Here is a 16,969-nt window from a genome sequence, read left to right as displayed (position 1 = left end):
GGTCATCCCAGGAACAACTGACGGCGGGCCGCGGAGGCTTCGAACGCCTCCAGGCGGCGCTGGGTGTCGGCCGGCGCGGCGTCGCAGATCGCCTGCAACAGCACCATGGCCAGGGTCATCGGGGCGGTGTGCAGGTCGAAGACGAGCTGGGCGCCGACCGCGGCGGGCAGCACCACGTCGGCGTGCTCGGTGGCCGGGCTGACCGGCGAGTCGGTGATCGCCACCACGGTCAATCCGGCGGCCCGCGCGTCGCGCAACGCGTCCAGGGTCTCCCGGGGGTAGCGGGGCAGCACGAAGGCCAGGACCGCCGAGGCGCCGGCCTCGGCGGCCTGCTCCAGGCGGTCGGCGAGCAGGCTGCCGCCGTCGTCGAGCACCCGGACGTCCGGGTGCACCTTGGCGGCGAAGTAGGCGAAGTACGCGGCCAGCGGCGCGGCGGCGCGCAGGCCGAGCACCGGCAGCGGACGACTGGCGGCGAGCAACCGGCCGGTCTCGGCGATCCGGTCCCGGTCGGCGAGCTGACCGGCGAGGCGGTCGAGGTTGCCCATCTCGGCGCGTACCGCCTGCTGGAGTTCGTTGCCGGCGTCGGTCGGACCGCCGGGCGCGGTGGTGGTGAGGTCGCGCAACCGGCGGCGCAGCGCCGGGTAGCCGTCGTGGCCGAGCGCGACGGCGAACCGGGTGACTGACGGCTGGCTGACCCCGGCCAGTTCGGCCACCTCGGCCGCGGACAGGTACGCCACCGCGGGGGCGTGCTGCACCAGGCAGTGCGCGATCCGACGCTGGGTGGGGGTGAGCCGGACCCCGTCGAACAGGTCCAGCACCCGTTCCACCGGCGCCCCGATACCTCCGCCATTCATGCGGTGACTCTATGCATGAAAACTTTCAGAGAGCAAGCGCCTGATCGGTGCCTCAGGACGGGAAGCCGCTCCGCCGGCCCGCCGAACCGCCCAGAAGGGAGTGCCAGCGGCTGTCGACCGTACGACCGTCGGGCGGCTGTGGTCGCAGCCTCTCTGTACTATCCGCACGGCGGTTGAGTAGAGGAGTGCGCATGCAGTCGGTCGGCCCCTACAGGTTCACCCACATGCTGGGCACCTGCCCCGCCGGAAAGGCGTGGGCCGCCGTCGACGGGCAGGGCCGATTCGTCACGATCGCTGTGCTGGATGCCGCCGCCGTGCACACTCCGGGCTGGCGGGAAGCCTTCGCGGGCACCGCCACCGGCTTGTCCCAGGCGCCGGACGGCCTCGCCTTCGCGTACGCCGATTTCTCCGCCGCGGAACCGTGGGTGGCCTATCCGGCGGAGGCTGGTCCGGGCGCGGAGCGGCTGTTCCGCGCGCTCGGTCAGGAATACCAACCGGTGCCCACGAGTTCCGGGCCAGTCCCGCCGCGGCCCGTCTCGGCGGTCCCGTCGTCGGCGCCGCCGGTCTCTGCCGTCCCGCACCCGGTCTCCGGCGTGCCGGACGCGGTCTCCGGCCCGCCCGCGCCGACCTCGGGGGTGCCGGTTTCCGGGGCGCCTCAGCCGACGTCCGGCGTCCCACACGCGCCGTGGGCCATGTACGGCGATCCGGTCGTGCCACCTCCGGTCGCCGCGGACTCCGGCCTCGACCAGGATGCCGAGCCGGCCGACGGGGCCGCCCGCGAGCCGGATCCCGCTCCCGTGCCGCAGCCGGCCCCGGTCCCGCAGCCGGCCCCCGTGCCGGCGCCGACGTTGACGCCCGATCCGTTCGCCGCCCCGGTACGCCGGATTCAGCCCTCGCCGCCGTCGAAGCGCCGTACCGGTTCGTGGGCCGTCGTGGTCGCGCTCGTCCTGGTGCTCGTCGGTGCGGGCGGGGGCGTCGCGGCCTGGACGATGTCGGGAGGCGACGACCCCTCGCAGGCCCCGTCGCCCACCATCGGGGACAGTGCCGGGTTCCCGACGGCGTCGCCCTCGAACCCCGTGTTCAGGCCGTGGACGCAGTTCGCGCCGTACAGTCCGCAGGAGCGCGCCCTGGCGGTGGCCTCTCCGTCGCTGGTCTTCCTGGAGGCGGTCTTCACCGGCTACCTACGCGACAGCGCCACCAACAAGCCCCTACGGGCGAGGCCGATCAGCTTCAACCGCCGGTGCAGCGGATTCCTGGTCGCCTCGACGGGGCACGTGCTCACCAGCGCCTCCTGTGTCAAGCCGACCGAGGAGAGCGCCCGCCAGGTCGCCCTGGACGCCGTCGCCCGGATGCTCGTGCGGGAGAAGAAACTGACGGCCGCGCAGGTGCAGGGCTACGTCACAACCAACCTGGGCAAGACCCGGTTCACCGGCGTCGATGCCGGTTCGGAACCGGGTGTCCAGCTGTTCGGGCAGCTGAACACGGCGCGTAGCAACGCCCCCGAGGGGCCGGCAATCCCGGGTCAGGTGGTGACGGCATCGGCCGCCGACGGAAGCAACGTCGCGCTGGTGAAACTGTCCCGGGACAAGCTTCCCGCGGCGGAACTCGGTCCGGGCGAACTGGCCACCGGCTCGTCGCTGTTGGTGGTGGGGTTCAGCACCGACGACGTCGACACCCGCACCGCCACCTACCTGCCGCGCGCGAAGGCGGTGGCCATCACGGACACCGGTCGACGGGGTCCGGCGACCATCTACCGGATCAATGGTGACGTGGGCCGGGTCTCGCACGGGGGGGTCGTGCTCGATCCGGGTGGCCGGGTGGTCGGCATGGTCGACCAGGACCAGGCCCGAGCGGACCGGGCGAACCGGGTGGTCGTGCCGTCCACCGCGCTGTCGACCCTGCTCGCCGAGGCTGGCGTCCGCAACGAGCTCAGTGACACCGACCGGCTGTACCGCAGCGGGCTCGACGCGTACTTCGCGGGGGATCCCTCGACGGCGGTCACCCGACTCGAGGCGGTGGCGGGCGCGGTGCCGGCCAACCTCCTCGCCGAGGTGTACCGGCAGAACGCCGCCGAACGCCAGCGACTGGAAGGCACGCCGCAGAAGCGGTCGGCGGAGGTCACCCCGTTGCTCGCGGGGTCAGTCGGTGCGCTGCTGGTCGGCCTCGTCGTCCTGACGTTCGTGCTCGTCCGTCGTCGGCGCGGTTGACCGGCGGCTCGGCGGGCGGCTGGATGGCACGCCTCCCGGACACCTCCACGCCGTGCCGCGTTAATGGTCATTTCGCTGTTCCAGCACCCACATAACAACCATGTCGCCGAAAAGATCAAACGTTCGGCCAAAGTAGATTCCACCGGAAGGCGGCCCGGAGGCCCGCTGGCTTGGCAAAGTGTCCAATCCACCCGGATCGGCGGCCTGAGCAGCGGAATCTGGGCAGGAGCAGCGCTTTGTGGCCATCGGCGCGGTGGTCTGGCAGATGGTGGTGTGCCGGTTCGGCGATCGCTATACTCCGACTTGTTGCGCGATGGATCTTCATTGTTGTCGATCAGGGGAACGGTCCTACGAACGCGTCGCCGACAAATGTCGCTGCAGATAGTGACTTTCATGGGGGTGGCGGAAGGTATGGACGTGCGGGAGCAAGCTGCTGCGTCGATCGGTGCGGCTGTTGAGCCATGTCGCCCTGGTGGCCGAGGTGGGCTGCGAAACGGCTTCCGTCCGTGACGAGCCACCCTCCCTACCCGACTTCTTCCTTGCGCGACCCTGCCGGCAGCCCCGCCCCGTCCGGATACGGCCCACGACTGTCGAACATCGACGCGCCGACCGAGCCGATGATGCCGGCTGTCATGTCACCGAACCTCTCGGCGACGCCGAACATCGACGCGCCCACCCTCCCGTCGATGCGCGCGGTGGAACCGGTGACCCCCGCGTTCTCCGTCTGCATCGCCGTCCGTGACCGGCCGGAGCTACTGGCGAAATCCATCCAGAGCGTGCTGGCCGGCAGCTTCGACGACTTCGAGATCGTCGTCGTGGACGACGGTTCCGCCGTACCCGTCCGCGAGGGTCTGGCCGAGGCGCGCCTCCTGGACGATCGGCGGATCCGCGTCGTCCGGCAGCAGCCCACCGGAATCAGCGCGGCACGTAACGCGGCGCTCCGCGTCGCGCGCGGCAGGTTCGTCACCGTCCTCGATTCGGACGACGAGCTGAGCCCGGACGGTCTGGCCCGGATCCACGGCTTTCTCGCCCGTACCGGCGCGCGCTGGGTCTACACCAACTACGAGGAGCGCGTCGGCGGGTCGGCGAAAATCATCAGGCTTCCCTCCTACCCGACCCCACGTCGGATGCTGTGGTCGGTGCTGACCCGACCGCGGCTGCCCTTCAAGCACTCGGGCATGTCCATCGACCGGCAACTGCTGCTGCAGCTCGGCGGGTACGACGAGCGGATGCCGATCAAGGTGGATGTCGAGCTGGTGCTGCGCGCCCTCAGCAACGGCGTGCACCTGCAGCGCCTCGACCACCCGGTGGTCGTGTTCCACCGGCACGGCGGCAGCATCAGCCGGCGTCGCCTCGCCGGCCTCGCCGCCTGGCACAAAATGATCAGGAAATACAGCAGACCACGCATCCCGGGTCTCGCCCTGACCGTCGTCGGGGTGCGTGCGGTCAGCGAGCTCGGCAAGTGGTTGGTCACGGCCGTCGGAAAGTGAGACAGCCACCCTGGGCGGTGGCCGTCCACGGATGCAGGAACTTCGAGCCAACGGTCAACAGTCGACGGTCTGATCAGGCCCCGCAGGTGCGACCGAACCGCCACTAGGCAGGAGACGGCGTCGGCGCATAGGGTGCATCGTCGCGATCTCCCGACGGGGGCCATGCGGAAAGGAAGGTCGTGTCCGCCAACACTCAGATCCTTACTGCCGTCACGTCGCAGAGGGCACCAAGATTCGACGCCGATCTCGGGGTCATCACACCACCCTCGAACGGCATGCCTCGGTCGGCCTTCGGGCGTCCGGTCGCGCCACGGGCCGCGTGGCGCCGTCGGTACGTCGCCTGGCTGATCCTGCTCGACGTCCTGGCCGCGTTGGCGGCCAGCCGTACCGTCGTCGCCCTGTTGGACGAGGCCGACGCCGGCTTCTGGGACCAACGGGTACTGGGTGTCAGCTCGTTCGCCCTGGTGGCGAACCTCGGCGTACCGCTGGGCTGGCTGCTCCTGCTCGTCGCCGCCGGTGCCTACGACCGGCGCGTGCTCGGGCACGGCACCGACGAGCTCAAGCGGGTGGCCCGGGCCGACCTCGTCATGGCCGCCACGGTCTCGTTCCTGGCGCTCGGGTTCAAGAAGGACCTGTCCCGGGCCACGGTCGCCGCCGTCATCATCGGCCTGCTGGTCTACACGCTGCTGGCTCGGTTCGTGGCCCGGGCGGTCCTGCGTCGACTCCGGCGCGTCGGCCAGCGGGCGTCGCAGAAGGTGCTGCTCGTCGGCCGGCTGCCGGACGCTCTCGCCCTGCACGAGGTGGTGACCCGCAATCCGGCCGCCGGCCTGCGTCCGATCGCCATCCATCTGCCGCACCACCCGCGGCCGGGGGAGCGAGTCACAGCGCCGGTCCCGGTCTACGTCGGCTGGGACCTGGTACCGCTGGTCCAGCAGTTGGGCGCGGACACCATCGCGGTGTGCGGCCCGGCCGGCCTGGAGTCGTACGAGCTGCGCAAGCTGGCCTGGCAGTTGGAGGGCACCGGCCTGGACCTGGTGGTTGTCCCCCAGGTCACCGACGTCACCGGGCCCCGCATCCACGTCCGTCCCATCGAGGGGCTGCCGCTGCTCAACGTGGACGAGCCGACCATCTCCGGCCTGTCGCTGCTGACCAAGAGCGTTCTGGATCGGGTCACCGCGCTGATCGGGCTTGTGCTGCTGAGCCCGGTGCTGCTCGCCATCGCCCTGGCCATCAAGTTCAGCGATCCGGGGCCGGTGATGTTCCGGCAGACCCGGATCGGCCACGAGGGCCGCGCGTTCAAGGTCTGGAAGTTCCGGACCATGTACACCGACGCCGAGCAGAGGCTGGCCGCCCTGCAGCATCGCAACGAGAGCGACGGCCTGCTCTTCAAGATGAAGGACGACCCTCGGGTCACCCCCATCGGCCGGCACCTGCGGGCGCTGTCCCTGGACGAGCTGCCCCAGCTGATCAACGTGCTGCGTGGGCAGATGTCGTTGGTGGGCCCGCGCCCGCTGCCCACCGAGGACGACGACTACCGCGGCGACGTGCGGCGGCGGTTGCTGGTGCGGCCGGGCATCACCGGCCTCTGGCAGATCTCCGGCCGCTCCGACCTGACCTGGGACGACGCGGTCCGGCTCGACCTGCACTACGTGGACAACTGGTCGCTCGCGTACGACCTCGGCATCCTGTGGAAGACGGCCAGCGTGGTGCTGGCCCGGCGGGGCGCGTACTGACCCCGAAACCCGCAACGCGTACGGGCGGTGGCCTTCTGGCCACCGCCCGTACGCGTTCGTGGTGCCGCCACCGCGGCGGTCCCCGATGCGGGACCGCCGCGGTGGCGGGCGAGGAGCCTACGGCTTCTTCGCGCCGGCGATGATGTCCGGCACCGAGTCGCGGCGCACCGCGTCGTAGAACGACTTGACCCGGTTCGTGTCGGCCAGGACGACGCTCTCCGAACCGATCCGGCCGGTGCCCTTGGTGGGGCTGGTGACGAAGGTCAGGTTGCTGCCCCGGACACCGCGCATCTGGTTGGCCGTCTCCAGCAGGGACAGCTCCTTGTCCACGGAGACCGAGCTCGAGGTGGCCTTGAGGAACGAGTTCAGCTTGCCGGGGTTGGTCAGGAGGCCACCGGAGGAGGCCTTGTCGATGATCGCCTTGATCACCTGCTGCTGGTGCCGGATCCGGGCGAAGTCACCGTCCGCGAACTGCTTGCGCTGACGCGAGTAGTCCAGCGCCGCCTCGCCGTCCATCCGCTGCATTCCCTTGCTGAACTTGCGGAACGGCTCGTGGATCGAGGTGAACTCCTTCTCCGAGTTGATGTCGATGCCGCCCAGCGCGTCGATGATCTCCTTGAACCCGGCGAAGTCGATCACCGCTACGTGGTCCACCCGTACGTCGGTGAACTTCTCCACGGTCTGCACCATCAGCGGAATCCCGCCCCAGGCGTACGCGGCATTGATCTTGGCGTCCCGACCGCCGTTGTTGCCGTCCGCGGATCGGGGCACCGACACCCAGGTGTCCCGGGGAATCGAGATCAGCTGAGCGCTGGACCGGTCCTTCGGCAGGTGGGCGAGGATGATCGTGTCGGTCCGCGAGCCGGAGGTCTTCTCCGGGTCACGCGAGTCGCTGCCCAGGATCATGATGTTCATCGCGCCCTCGACCGCCGCCTGCGGGCGACCCTCCTCCGGGACGCCGTCGAACGCGTCCACGCGCTCGATGCCCCCCTCCACGGAGCGCAGGTAGAGTCCACCGGCGATCACCGCTCCACCACCCACCAGCAGGACCACCAGCAGGCTGATCAGGAGGATCCGCCGCCAACGGCGTCGTTTGGGTGGCTGCGGGCCAACCGGCTCGCCGTCGTCCACCCGCTGCGGCTGGCCGGCGGTCCCGGTCGAGTAGTACGCGCCGGGTTGCGCGGTCTCATTGTGACGTGGCATGGCGCGATGCTACTGACTCGCCTTTCGGTCCGAGTACCCTCGTCCGGTCGGCCCTGCCCGCCGTCGGGTTAATCTGTCGACAGAACTCGATGGCAACTTCCCCTGCCGCACGGCGCGTCGGCCTGATAAGAAGCTCCGGTGGACGCAACGAAGCTCCGACGGGCCATCGCCCGCACCCGGCTCGCGCCCGTGGCCGCCTTCCCGAAGCGGCTGGCCCGGGTCGCCCGGCACGACGCGAAGGTGCTGCGCATCTCGGCCCGCTGGCTGGTCACCTCGCGCGAGCACCACAACTACACCTATGAGCTGACCAAGCTCAGCCGCCACCACCTGGCCTGGTTCGTCAGCGTGGTCTGTGACCGTCCGGTCAAGCAGGTCCGGGGCTGGTTCGACGAGATCGAGTCCGACCAGCCGCTGCGGCAGCACATCGAGCGGGCCACCGCGGACTCCGCCCGGCGGGGGTTGGCCGACAAGCAGGTCCGCTACGCCCGCCGGATCGGCTGGTACGCGACGGTCCGGGCCACCCGCCCCGCGCACGTGGTGGAGACCGGTGTGGACAAGGGCCTGGGCAGCTGCGTACTGGCCGCGGCACTGCTGCGCAACGCGCAGGAGGGCCACCCGGGCCGGCTCGCCTCGCTGGACATCAACCCCGAGGCCGGCTACCTGGCCCGCGCCGCCCCCTGGTCCGAGGTGGTCGACCTGGTGATCGGCGACTCGATCGCCTCGATCGGCGCTCTGGAGCGCCCGGTCGACCTGTTCCTGCACGACAGCGACCACAGCCGGGCACACGAGAAGCGCGAGTTCGACGCGGTGGAGCCGAAGCTCGCCCCCGGCGCGATCCTGCTCACCGACAACGTCACCAGCACCAACGTGCTCGCCGAACACGCCGAGCGCACCGGCCGGCGGTTCCTCGCCTACCGGGAGAGCCCCGCCAACCACTGGTACCCCGGAGATGGCATCGGCGTGGCATGGTAGCCGGGTGCGGCTGACCTCGATCCACACGTACCCCGTCAAGGGTTGCCACCGGCTCGACCACGACGAAGCCCTCGTGCATCCGTGGGGCCTGGCGGGCGACCGGCGCTGGATGGTGGTGGACGCCGACGGCGTCGGCGTCACCCAGCGGGAAACCACCCGGCTGGTCGACCTGCGGGCCACGGTTCATCCCGGCGGCCTCTCGCTGCGCGCCGACGGGCAGCCCGACCTCGACGTGCCCGAGCCGACCGGCGGAGACCCGGTCGCCGTGCGCACCTTCCGCAACCGCAAGATTCCGGTCCCCGCGCTGCCCGCCGGGCCGGCGGCCGACGCCTGGCTCGGCGCGCTGCTCGGCCGGCCCGTCCGACTGGTCTGGCTGGCCCGGCCGACCCGACACCTTGCCGCCGAAGATCGCGAGCACGACACCGGTGACCAGGTCAGCTTCGCCGACGCCTACCCACTGCTGCTCGCGAACGCCGCCTCCCTCGACGCGCTCAACAACTGGCTCGCCGAGGCCGGGGAGGAGCCGGTGCCGATGGCCCGGTTCCGGCCCAACCTGGTGGTCGACGGGCCCCCCGCGTGGGCCGAGGACGACTGGGCCGGCCGGTCGCTGCGCATCGGCGACCTGCGGTTCCGTGCCGCCGGGCCGTGCGACCGCTGCGTGGTGACCACAACCGACCAGGAGACCGGGGTACGCACGAAGGAGCCGCTGCGCACCCTCGGCCGGTACCGCAACGTCCAACAGAAACTCCTCTTCGGGCTGCACCTGGTCCCCGTTGCCAGTGGACCATTGGCCGTCGGCGCCCCGGTCGTCATCGACGCCTGACCGGTTGTCGGCCGCCCGGAGCGAGGCGACCGCCGGGTCCGTCGCGGAAACGCGGCGATCACCCTCCGTCGACACTGTCTTAGCTTTCGCTTAGCCCGCTTGTCCGGCCGACGGAGGTTCGGGCAGCATCGCGGCGTGACGGACGGAAGCGCTCCCGGAGACGTCGACATCGAGATCGACATCGACCTCGACCGGGCTCCGGACGACCGGCCCACGCCCTCGTCCGGCCCCATCCCCTGGCTGGTCGCCACCGGCGTCACAGTCCTCGCGGCGGTGCTCGGGCTCACCCTTGCGCTGCGCACCGGCTCCGCACCCGCCTGCGCCGCCGGCCGCGCACTCGCCGCGCCGCCCACCGGCACCGCCACGCACACCGGCAAGGCGACGTTCTACGACTCGAACGGCGCCGGCGGCAACTGCTCGAACCCGGCCGCCCCAGCCAACCGTCTCTACGTCGCGCTCGGACCCACGGAGTACGCCGCCGGCGCCGCCTGCGGCGGGTTCCTCGACGTGACCGGCCCGAAGGGCACCATCCGCGTCCTGATCATGGATCAGTGCCCCGAGTGCGAACCCGGGCACCTCGACCTGTCTCGCGAGGCGTTCGCCCGGATCGCCGACCCGGTCCAGGGCCTCGTCCCGGTCACCTACCGCGCGGTGGTCAACCCACCACTACCCGGCCCGCTCACCTTCCGGATCAAGGAGGGCGCGTCGCAGTTCTGGTTCGCCGTCCGGGTGGGCAACCACGGCAACCCGCTGCGCACCGTGGAGGTCCGGCAGCGGGACGACGGCCCGTGGCAGTCCGCCGCACGGCAGGACTACAACTACTGGCTGATCGCCTCCGGCGCCGGCGCCGGCCCGTTCACGATCCGGGTGAGCGACGTGTACGGGAACCGGGCGACCGTCGCCGGCATCCGGATGGCGCCCGGCCAGGTCCAGACCAGCACGGTCCGCATGTACGGGCGCGGCGCGGCACCCGCCAACCGCCGTCCGTCGGCGTCGGCCCGGCCGTCCAGCAACCGACCAGCCGGTACGCCGACGCCCGCCCGACGCCCGGCCGAGGTGGCGAAGGCGAGCGCACCGGCCACGGCGGTGGCCAACCCCCCGGCCACCCGACCCGCCGGGGCGGTGGCCCGCTGGTGCGCGAGCTGACCGCTCAGTCGGTCGGCGTCAGGTCGAGCCACATCAGGATCTCGTCCCTGTCGTCACCGGGCGCCAGCCGCAGCGCGCCCGGCAGGCGGCCGATCTCCCGGTACCCCAGCCGGCGGTAGAACCCGTCCAACCCCAGCCCGTCCCGCACCGTCACATGCAGCGCCTCGTGGCCCAGCTCCCGTCCCAGCCGGGCGGCCTCGCGCATCAGCGCCGAGCCGTAGCCGGCGCCCTGGGTGTCCGGGTGGATCATCACGCGCTTCAGCACGCACCAGTGCGCCTTGAGCGGGAACCGGTTGTCGGAGAAGATCAGCACGGCCACCAGCCGGTCGCCGGCGTACCCGACCAGCAGCCGGTCCGGTCCGTCGGCGATGCCGGCGAAGGTCGGGTCGGCGGTGGCGCGGACGTCGGCCGCGGTGATCGGAGGCACGAAGCCGACCGCGCCGCCAGCGTTGGTGACGTCCACCCAGAGAGCGACGATCTCGGCGCGCAGCCGCGGGGTGAGGTCGGGATCAAGGACGTAGCGCAGACTCACGGCGCCAATCCTGACCGCTCGAGCACCCGGCCGACCTGCGGTGTGACCCGACCGACAACGCACACGCCGAGCACTTACGTGCGACTCAACCGTGCGGGAGAGGGGATTCGAACCCCCACGTCCAAATAGGACAATAGGACCTAAACCTACCGCGGCTGCCGTTACGCCACTCCCGCCAACCTGCTGATTCTAGAGTGTCGGGCCGCTGGGGTGCACAGGCCGGCCAACCGGAGTATCGCCAACACGGCCTGGACGTCGGGCGTGTATTTGTGGCGAACCGCCAACGGACGGTCAGGGCTCGGTACGACAGCCTCAGTCCAGGCCGAGGTCGCGGCGGAGCTTGGCGACGTGCCCGGTGGCCTTGACGTTGTAGAGGGCCCGCTCGATCTTGCCGTCGGCGTCGATGACGAACGTCGAGCGGATCACGCCGGTCACGGTCTTTCCGTACATCTGCTTTTCGCCGTAGGCGCCGTACGCGGTCAGCACCGCCTTGTCGACGTCCGACACCAGCGGGAAGGTGATCGCGTCGCGGTCGCGGAACTTCGCCAGTTTCTCCGGCTTGTCCGGGGAGATGCCGACCACCTCGTAGCCGGCGGCCTGGAGCGAGGCGAGCGAGTCGCGGAAGTCGCAGGCCTGCTTGGTGCATCCGGGGGTCATCGCGGCCGGGTAGGCGTAGAGGACCACCTTGCGGCCTCGCAGGTCGGCCAGGGTGAGCTGGTCACCGGTGTCGGTGGGGAGGGTGAACTCGGGTGCGGGGTCACCGGGGGAGAGGCGGTCGGGCGCGGTCATGGCCCGACGATACCGCCGGGCCGGCCGGTGCCGCCGCAGGCGACGCGCCGAGCGGTCGCGCGGCCGACGGCCGGTTGCCCCGGTCCGGGATGGTGATCAAGGACATGCCTTGTTGCCAAGGTATGGCAACAACGAGGCTTGGGAAATAGGCTGACCCCGCCGGCCCGAACGGGTCCGCTGACGCGTGGGAGGTCGCGTGGAAACCCTGGCGATGCACATCTCGAACGGGATCATCGATGGTCCCGTCGCAGCGGTCTTCGCGGCGCTCGCCCTGGCCGCGCTCACCGGCTGCGTCCTGCGCGGCCGGCGTGACCTGGACGACCGCCTGGCCCCGATGGCCGGCCTGGTGGCCGCGTTCATCTTCGCCGTCCAGATGCTCAACTTTCCGATCTTCACGGCCGGGGTGAGTGGCCACCTGCTCGGTGGTGCGCTCGCCGCGATGCTGGTCGGCCCGTGGGTCGGCGCGCTCTGTGTGTCGGTGGTGCTGGTCGTGCAGGCGCTGATCTTCGGTGACGGGGGTGTGGCCATGCTCGGCCTCAACATCACCAACATGGCTCTGCTCGGCACCGCCGCGGCCTACGTGCTGATCGCGGTGCTGCTGCGGGTGCTGCCCCGTACGCCCGCCGGCCTGGCGGTCACCGGGTTCGTCGCGGCGATGCTCAGCGTGGTGGTCGCGTCCCAGGGCTTCGTCGTGCAGTACTGGCTGGGCGGCACCACCGACCTGGGCGGCAACCTGGCCGGCCTGGCCGGCACGATGGCCGGGGTCCACCTGCTGATCGGCATCGGCGAGGGGCTGATCACCGCCACCACCGTGGTCACCGTGGCGAAGGTGCGCCCCGATCTCGTCTACGCGCTGCGCGGGCTGCGTCCCGCGACCGTACCGACCGTTCCCGCCGTCGGAGGTGTCCGATGAAGAACCGCTCGTGGGCGTTCCTGGCCGGTGGCCTCCTGGTGGCCCTGCTGCTGGCGGGGGTGGTGAGCAACTACGCCTCGTCGCACCCGGACGGGCTGGACTCGTCGCTGCTGAAGGGGTGCACCGTCGACGCCGATGACAACATCGTCGGCGGCAGCTGCCCGGCCCAGCAGGCCCGGGACCACGAGTTGGGGGACAGCCCGCTCGCCGACTACGGGGTGCGCGGCGTGGAGAACAGCTTCCTCTCCACCGGCCTCTCCGGGGTGCTCGGTGTGCTGGTCACCTTCGCGGTCGGCGCGGGCGGCTTCTGGCTGCTGCGCCGCCGTGGCACCACGTCGACCGACGGTGACGCACCGACGATCGACGAGGGCGACGCCGCGACGTCCACCGACGACCGGCGCCACGCCGACGCCAACGGCTGAGCGAGGGGTACGCGGATGGGTGCCGGTCACGGGCACGTGCTGTACCGGGAGTCCGACTCGCCGGTGCACCGGCTCCCGCCCGAGGTCAAGATCGTGGCGATGGTGGTCTTCACGGTCGCCGTGGTGGCCACCCCGCGCGCGGCGTTCTGGGCCTTCGGCGCGTACGCCCTGCTGGTGGCGGTGGTGGCGGCGCTGGCCCGGGTGGGGCCGCGGTGGCTGCTCAGCCGGGCGCTGATCGAGCTGCCGTTCGTGTTGTTCGCCGTCGCGTTGCCGTTCCTCGGTGCCGGCGAGCGGGTCGACGTGCTGGGCCTGCGGCTGTCCGAGGACGGGTTGCACGGCGCGTGGAACATCGTGGCCAAGGGCACCCTGGGCGTTCTCGCCTCGCTGCTGCTCGCCGCGACCACCACCACCCGGGACCTGATCGTCGGGCTGGACCGGCTGCACTGCCCGCAGGTGCTCACCCAGATCGCCACGTTCATGCTGCGCTACCTCGACGTGCTGGTCGGCGAGGCGCGGCGGATGCGGGTGGCCCGGATCTCCCGGGGCGACGACCCGCGCTTTCTGTGGCAGCTGCGGGGCTTCGCCGCCGGGATCGGGGCGCTGTTCCTGCGGGCCTTCGAACGCGGCGAGCGCGTCTACCTGGCGATGCTGTCGCGGGGCTACTCGGGGCGGATGCCCGAGGTGTGGCAGGGCGACGGTGCGGCGACCGCCGGTCAATGGCTGGTCGCGGCGACCGTGCCGGTGGTTGCGGCCTCCATCGCCGCCACCGCCGTGGTGCTGACATGATCGGTGTCGTGCAGACCGCTGTCTCGCTGGACGTACGTGGCGTTCGGTACGCGTACCCGGATGGGCATGTCGCGCTGCACGGGGTGGACCTGACCGTGCCGCGTGGGGACCGGGTGGCGCTGCTCGGGCCCAATGGTGCCGGTAAGACCACGCTGGTGCTGCATCTCAACGGCATCCTCACTCCGACCGAGGGCAGTGTGAGCGTCGGCGGGCTGACCGTGACGCCGGACCGGGCCACCCTGTCCGAGGTGCGCCGCCGGGTGGGCATCGTCTTTCAGGACCCGGACGATCAGCTCTTCCTGCCGACCGTGGCGGAGGACGTGGCGTTCGGGCCGGCCAACCTGGGCCTGCGCGGGGCGGAGCTGGCCGTCCGGGTGGACGAGGCGCTGGCCGCGGTGGGGATGAGTGAGCACCGGGACCGGGCGCCGCAGCACCTCTCCTTCGGGCAGCGCCGCCGGGTGGCGGTGGCCACCGTGCTCGCCATGCACCCGGAGATCCTGGTGCTGGACGAGCCGTCGTCGAACCTGGACCCGGCGGCCCGGCGCGAGTTGGCCGAGATCCTGCGCGAGCTGCCGGTGACGCTGCTGATGGTGACGCACGACCTGCCGTACGCGGCGGAGCTGTGCGGGCGCTCGGTGATCCTGGACGGCGGCCGGATCGTCGCCGACGCCCCCACGCTGGACCTGCTGGCCGACTCGACGCTGCTCGCCCGCCACCGCCTGGAACTCCCGTACGGCTTCGCCCCGCGTCCCTGACCGGCGGCGGGTCAGGTCCGGGCGGTGGCGGCGGTTCGGGAGGTGGCGCGCAGGCGGAGGACGCCGGCGGCGGTCGCGCCGGCGCCGATGATCAGCACCAGCGCCACCATGACCCGGGCGACCTCGGCCGGCCAGGGGACCGGCGCGATGGACCGGGCGAACACCGCGGCGTTGGCCACCCCGGCGAAGAGCGCCAGGCAGGCCCCGGCCAGCGCCACCGCGAAGTCGGCGGCCGCCCGGCGGGCGAGTGCGTAGCTGCCGGCGGCGATCGCGCCGAGGCCGGTGAGCAGCGACCAGACCTGCCCGGACAGCAGCCCGACCAGGACGCCGCCCACACCCTGGGCGCCGGCGTCCAGCTCCCGGCCCACCGGGTAGAGCACGGCGACGGCGCCGCCGGCGACCAGCAGCACGCCCAGGGCGGACATGGCTCGGGCGCCGGCCGGCGCGGCGGCGGCGAGCAGGCCGAGCGCGCCGACCGCGAGCAGCCCGACGATGGTCACCGCCCACCAGGTGTACGCGTCCGGCGGCGGCAGCCAGTCCAGCGTGCCGCGGATCTGCGCCGGGTCCCCGCCGTCGCGCAGTGGGATCGTCCAGTCCCGGACCCGGTGCTCGCGGTCCGGCGCGGCGCGTACCGCGTCCGGCGGTTGCGACTCCCGCCACAGCGCGCGCTGGTCGTGCCAGCGCACAGTGGTCCCGTCGGCGATCCGCCGCCAGGAGGGGGTGGCCGCGGGGTCCGCCTCGGCGGGCAGCGTCGTGTCGCCGGCGAGGGTGCGGTTCAGGTACGTGGCGGGGGAGCGGGTGTTCTCGAAGACCCCGTCCGGGCCGACCCGCAGGTACGGCTCACCGGAGTAGCCGATCACCTCGATCGGGCGGCCGGTGCGGTTGGTCAGCTCCAGTCGGGCGCCCGCCTCGACCACCCGTACCTCCAGGCCGGCACGGGCCGGGGCGACGCCGGTGGTCCGGGTGCGGTAGTCGGTGCCGTCCGGGGCGTCGGCGCCGTGCGCGGCGGCGGGTGCCGCGGTGAGCAGGGTCGCCGCGCAGGCGGCGGTGGCGACCAGGCCGGCGCGGGCCAGCAGGGTACGGATCATTTGCCGGCCGCCGCCACGGCCGCGGTGAGACCCTGCGGGCTCCGGTCGGCGAGCGGCTGACCGTTGACCAGGATGGTCGGCGTGCCGGTGACGTTGCCCCGGCTGGCCTCGTCGGTGACGTGCTCGGTCCATGTCCGGTACGTGTTGTCCTTGACGCAGCCGCCGAACGAGCCCCGGTCGAGGCCGACGCCGACGCCGATGTCGATCAACTCGTCGTCGGTGAGCCCGGCGCTGCCTTCCGGCGGCTGCCTGTCGAAGAGCGCCTTGGCGTACTCGCGGAACTTACCGCCGGCCGCGGCGCAGCCGGAGGCGGCCGAGGAGCGGGTGGAGTACTCGGTGGTGGAGAAGCGGTTGAGGTACGCCACCGGGTGGTAGACGACCTTCGCCTTGTTCTCGGCCGCCAACTGCTCCAGAGTGGTGCCACTGGCCTGCTCGAACTGCTTGCAGGCCGGGCAGAGGAAGTCCTCGTAGACGTCGACGGTGACCGGCCCGCCGCCGGTGACGATGCCGGTGGCGTCCGCGTTGGCGCCGGGCGGGGTGTTGAAGGCGTCCGAGCGCTGGCTGGACCAGACGCTCCAGCCGATCAGGCCGGCGATGACCAGCACGGCGACCGCGGCGGCGGAGACCCAGACGGTGCGGCGGCGGCGCCGTTCGCGGGCCAGCTGCTGGCGGACCACCCGGGCCGCGTCCCGCTGCCCCTTGCGACTACTCATCCTCGTCCTCCACGGCGGGTTCACCGGACAGCCACCCGTCCACCGAAACGGGCGTACGCGGCCAGATCAGCAGAAAGCCGGCCAGCACCAAGAATCCCAGGTCCCGCAGGATCTCCGGGAGGTAACTGGGTGCCTGCCCCTCGGCGAGCTGTCCGCCGCTGCCGAAGCAGCCACAGTCGATGGCCAGGCCCCGGGCCCAGGCAGAGGCGATCCCGGCGATGAAGACCACCAGCAGCGCGGCCGAGACCCCGGCGGTGAGCCGGGTGGCAAGCCCGAGCAGCAGCAGCACGCCCAGCGCCAGCTCGACGAAGGGCAGCGCGGCGCCGACCACTGTCGCCACGTCGTACGGCAGCACCTGGTAGGCGTTCACGGCCCGACCGGACGCGGCCAGGTCACTGACCTTCGACGCGCCGGCGACCAGCCAGACGGCGGCGAGGCCGAGTCGGGCCGCGATGCCGAGCCAGGGCCGGACGCCGGCCCAGCGGCCGGCGTGGCTGGAAGGTGCTGTCACGGTCATTGGTCGTCCCGTCCCCGCCGGAAGTT

The 16,969-nt window shown here is 71.9% G+C and carries 17 protein-coding genes and 1 tRNA gene; 10 read left to right on the top strand and 8 right to left on the bottom strand.

The annotated features are described in order from the left end of the window. Positions 1 to 2: 2 nt before the first annotated feature. Entirely contained in the window at positions 3 to 854 is an 852-nt protein-coding gene (locus tag GA0070607_RS06950) for a MurR/RpiR family transcriptional regulator (RefSeq protein WP_089017439.1), read from the bottom strand. 191 nt (positions 855 to 1,045) lie between these two features. Between GA0070607_RS06950 and GA0070607_RS06945 the strand changes: the two genes are divergently transcribed. The 3 genes from GA0070607_RS06945 to GA0070607_RS06935 all read left to right on the top strand — a co-directional run bounded on the left by GA0070607_RS06945 (position 1,046) and on the right by GA0070607_RS06935 (position 6,284). Continuing rightward, complete coding sequence (locus GA0070607_RS06945; RefSeq protein WP_089017438.1) at positions 1,046 to 3,061, top strand: trypsin-like peptidase domain-containing protein; 2,016 nt, start codon at positions 1,046 to 1,048, stop codon at positions 3,059 to 3,061. Between the two features lie 632 nt (positions 3,062 to 3,693). Next, the gene (locus GA0070607_RS06940) at positions 3,694 to 4,551 is read left to right on the top strand and encodes a glycosyltransferase family 2 protein (protein WP_157743095.1); all 858 of its coding nucleotides are present in this window, start codon (positions 3,694 to 3,696) and stop codon (positions 4,549 to 4,551) included. A 275-nt stretch (positions 4,552 to 4,826) separates the two neighbouring features. Continuing rightward, positions 4,827 to 6,284 (top strand): sugar transferase, encoded by a 1,458-nt coding sequence (locus GA0070607_RS06935; RefSeq protein ID WP_089017436.1) that lies wholly within the window; start codon positions 4,827 to 4,829, stop codon positions 6,282 to 6,284. Between the two features lie 117 nt (positions 6,285 to 6,401). Here GA0070607_RS06935 and GA0070607_RS06930 read toward each other — a convergent pair whose 3' ends face one another. Continuing rightward, positions 6,402 to 7,487, bottom strand: coding sequence for an LCP family protein (locus GA0070607_RS06930; protein ID WP_089017435.1), 1,086 nt, complete (start codon positions 7,485 to 7,487; stop codon positions 6,402 to 6,404). Between the two features lie 138 nt (positions 7,488 to 7,625). Here GA0070607_RS06930 and GA0070607_RS06925 point away from each other — a divergent pair, with 138 nt between their 5' ends. The 3 genes from GA0070607_RS06925 to GA0070607_RS06915 all read left to right on the top strand — a co-directional run bounded on the left by GA0070607_RS06925 (position 7,626) and on the right by GA0070607_RS06915 (position 10,428). Beyond that, positions 7,626 to 8,459, top strand: coding sequence for a class I SAM-dependent methyltransferase (locus tag GA0070607_RS06925; RefSeq protein ID WP_089017434.1), 834 nt, complete (start codon positions 7,626 to 7,628; stop codon positions 8,457 to 8,459). Positions 8,460 to 8,463: 4 nt separating this feature from the next. After that, the gene (locus GA0070607_RS06920; RefSeq protein ID WP_089017433.1) at positions 8,464 to 9,282 is read left to right on the top strand and encodes an MOSC domain-containing protein; all 819 of its coding nucleotides are present in this window, start codon (positions 8,464 to 8,466) and stop codon (positions 9,280 to 9,282) included. Between the two features lie 135 nt (positions 9,283 to 9,417). Beyond that, complete coding sequence (locus tag GA0070607_RS06915) at positions 9,418 to 10,428, top strand: expansin EXLX1 family cellulose-binding protein (protein ID WP_231930882.1); 1,011 nt, start codon at positions 9,418 to 9,420, stop codon at positions 10,426 to 10,428. Positions 10,429 to 10,432: 4 nt separating this feature from the next. On the opposite strand, the gene GA0070607_RS06910 is transcribed toward GA0070607_RS06915, so the two are convergent. The 3 genes from GA0070607_RS06910 to bcp form a co-directional block, all read right to left on the bottom strand. After that, the gene (locus tag GA0070607_RS06910; protein ID WP_157743344.1) at positions 10,433 to 10,969 is read right to left on the bottom strand and encodes a GNAT family N-acetyltransferase; all 537 of its coding nucleotides are present in this window, start codon (positions 10,967 to 10,969) and stop codon (positions 10,433 to 10,435) included. Positions 10,970 to 11,052: 83 nt separating this feature from the next. After that, positions 11,053 to 11,136 (bottom strand) — tRNA-Leu (locus tag GA0070607_RS06905). A 136-nt stretch (positions 11,137 to 11,272) separates the two neighbouring features. Then, on the bottom strand, positions 11,273 to 11,749 hold the full coding sequence (gene bcp / locus GA0070607_RS06900; RefSeq protein ID WP_089017431.1) for a thioredoxin-dependent thiol peroxidase: 477 nt from the start codon (positions 11,747 to 11,749) through the stop codon (positions 11,273 to 11,275). 196 nt (positions 11,750 to 11,945) lie between these two features. Between bcp and GA0070607_RS06895 the strand changes: the two genes are divergently transcribed. From GA0070607_RS06895 to GA0070607_RS06880, 4 genes are read left to right on the top strand one after another with little or no spacing between them, the layout of a single operon-like run. Next, entirely contained in the window at positions 11,946 to 12,662 is a 717-nt protein-coding gene (locus tag GA0070607_RS06895) for an energy-coupling factor ABC transporter permease (RefSeq protein ID WP_089017430.1), read from the top strand. Further along, positions 12,659 to 13,084, top strand: coding sequence for a PDGLE domain-containing protein (locus GA0070607_RS06890; RefSeq protein ID WP_089017429.1), 426 nt, complete (start codon positions 12,659 to 12,661; stop codon positions 13,082 to 13,084). The genes GA0070607_RS06895 and GA0070607_RS06890 overlap by 4 nt, the downstream gene beginning before the upstream one ends. Before the next feature lie 15 nt (positions 13,085 to 13,099). After that, on the top strand, positions 13,100 to 13,870 hold the full coding sequence (cbiQ, locus tag GA0070607_RS06885) for a cobalt ECF transporter T component CbiQ (RefSeq protein WP_089017428.1): 771 nt from the start codon (positions 13,100 to 13,102) through the stop codon (positions 13,868 to 13,870). Beyond that, entirely contained in the window at positions 13,867 to 14,625 is a 759-nt protein-coding gene (locus GA0070607_RS06880) for an energy-coupling factor ABC transporter ATP-binding protein (protein ID WP_089017427.1), read from the top strand. The genes cbiQ and GA0070607_RS06880 overlap by 4 nt, the downstream gene beginning before the upstream one ends. A gap of 11 nt (positions 14,626 to 14,636) precedes the next feature. Here GA0070607_RS06880 and GA0070607_RS06875 read toward each other — a convergent pair whose 3' ends face one another. From GA0070607_RS06875 to GA0070607_RS06865, 3 genes are read right to left on the bottom strand one after another with little or no spacing between them, the layout of a single operon-like run. Beyond that, the gene (locus GA0070607_RS06875; RefSeq protein ID WP_089017426.1) at positions 14,637 to 15,713 is read right to left on the bottom strand and encodes a hypothetical protein; all 1,077 of its coding nucleotides are present in this window, start codon (positions 15,711 to 15,713) and stop codon (positions 14,637 to 14,639) included. After that, a complete protein-coding gene (locus GA0070607_RS06870; protein ID WP_089017425.1) occupies positions 15,710 to 16,426 on the bottom strand; it encodes a DsbA family protein in 717 nt (238 codons plus the stop codon). Before GA0070607_RS06870 ends, GA0070607_RS06875 begins: the two co-directional genes overlap by 4 nt. Further along, positions 16,419 to 16,943, bottom strand: coding sequence for a MauE/DoxX family redox-associated membrane protein (locus tag GA0070607_RS06865; RefSeq protein ID WP_089017424.1), 525 nt, complete (start codon positions 16,941 to 16,943; stop codon positions 16,419 to 16,421). Before GA0070607_RS06865 ends, GA0070607_RS06870 begins: the two co-directional genes overlap by 8 nt. Positions 16,944 to 16,969: the final 26 nt, after the last annotated feature.

It is taken from the genome of Micromonospora coriariae (genome assembly GCF_900091455.1).
Lineage (GTDB): Bacteria > Actinomycetota > Actinomycetes > Mycobacteriales > Micromonosporaceae > Micromonospora > Micromonospora coriariae.
This window is presented reverse-complemented; position numbering and strand designations above follow the sequence as displayed.

What these genes read in the sequence shown, in the direction of transcription:
- GA0070607_RS06950 (WP_089017439.1), bottom strand. Translation starts at nt 854, where the DNA reads ATGAATGGCGGAGGTATCGGGGCGCCGGTGGAACGGGTGCTGGACCTG.
- GA0070607_RS06945 (WP_089017438.1), top strand. Translation starts at nt 1,046, where the DNA reads ATGCAGTCGGTCGGCCCCTACAGGTTCACCCACATGCTGGGCACCTGC.
- GA0070607_RS06940 (WP_157743095.1), top strand. Translation starts at nt 3,694, where the DNA reads ATGTCACCGAACCTCTCGGCGACGCCGAACATCGACGCGCCCACCCTC.
- GA0070607_RS06935 (WP_089017436.1), top strand. Translation starts at nt 4,827, where the DNA reads ATGCCTCGGTCGGCCTTCGGGCGTCCGGTCGCGCCACGGGCCGCGTGG.
- GA0070607_RS06930 (WP_089017435.1), bottom strand. Translation starts at nt 7,487, where the DNA reads ATGCCACGTCACAATGAGACCGCGCAACCCGGCGCGTACTACTCGACC.
- bcp (WP_089017431.1), bottom strand. Translation starts at nt 11,749, where the DNA reads ATGACCGCGCCCGACCGCCTCTCCCCCGGTGACCCCGCACCCGAGTTC.
- GA0070607_RS06890 (WP_089017429.1), top strand. Translation starts at nt 12,659, where the DNA reads ATGAAGAACCGCTCGTGGGCGTTCCTGGCCGGTGGCCTCCTGGTGGCC.
- cbiQ (WP_089017428.1), top strand. Translation starts at nt 13,100, where the DNA reads ATGGGTGCCGGTCACGGGCACGTGCTGTACCGGGAGTCCGACTCGCCG.
- GA0070607_RS06880 (WP_089017427.1), top strand. Translation starts at nt 13,867, where the DNA reads ATGATCGGTGTCGTGCAGACCGCTGTCTCGCTGGACGTACGTGGCGTT.
- GA0070607_RS06875 (WP_089017426.1), bottom strand. Translation starts at nt 15,713, where the DNA reads ATGATCCGTACCCTGCTGGCCCGCGCCGGCCTGGTCGCCACCGCCGCC.
- GA0070607_RS06870 (WP_089017425.1), bottom strand. Translation starts at nt 16,426, where the DNA reads ATGAGTAGTCGCAAGGGGCAGCGGGACGCGGCCCGGGTGGTCCGCCAG.
- GA0070607_RS06865 (WP_089017424.1), bottom strand. Translation starts at nt 16,943, where the DNA reads ATGACCGTGACAGCACCTTCCAGCCACGCCGGCCGCTGGGCCGGCGTC.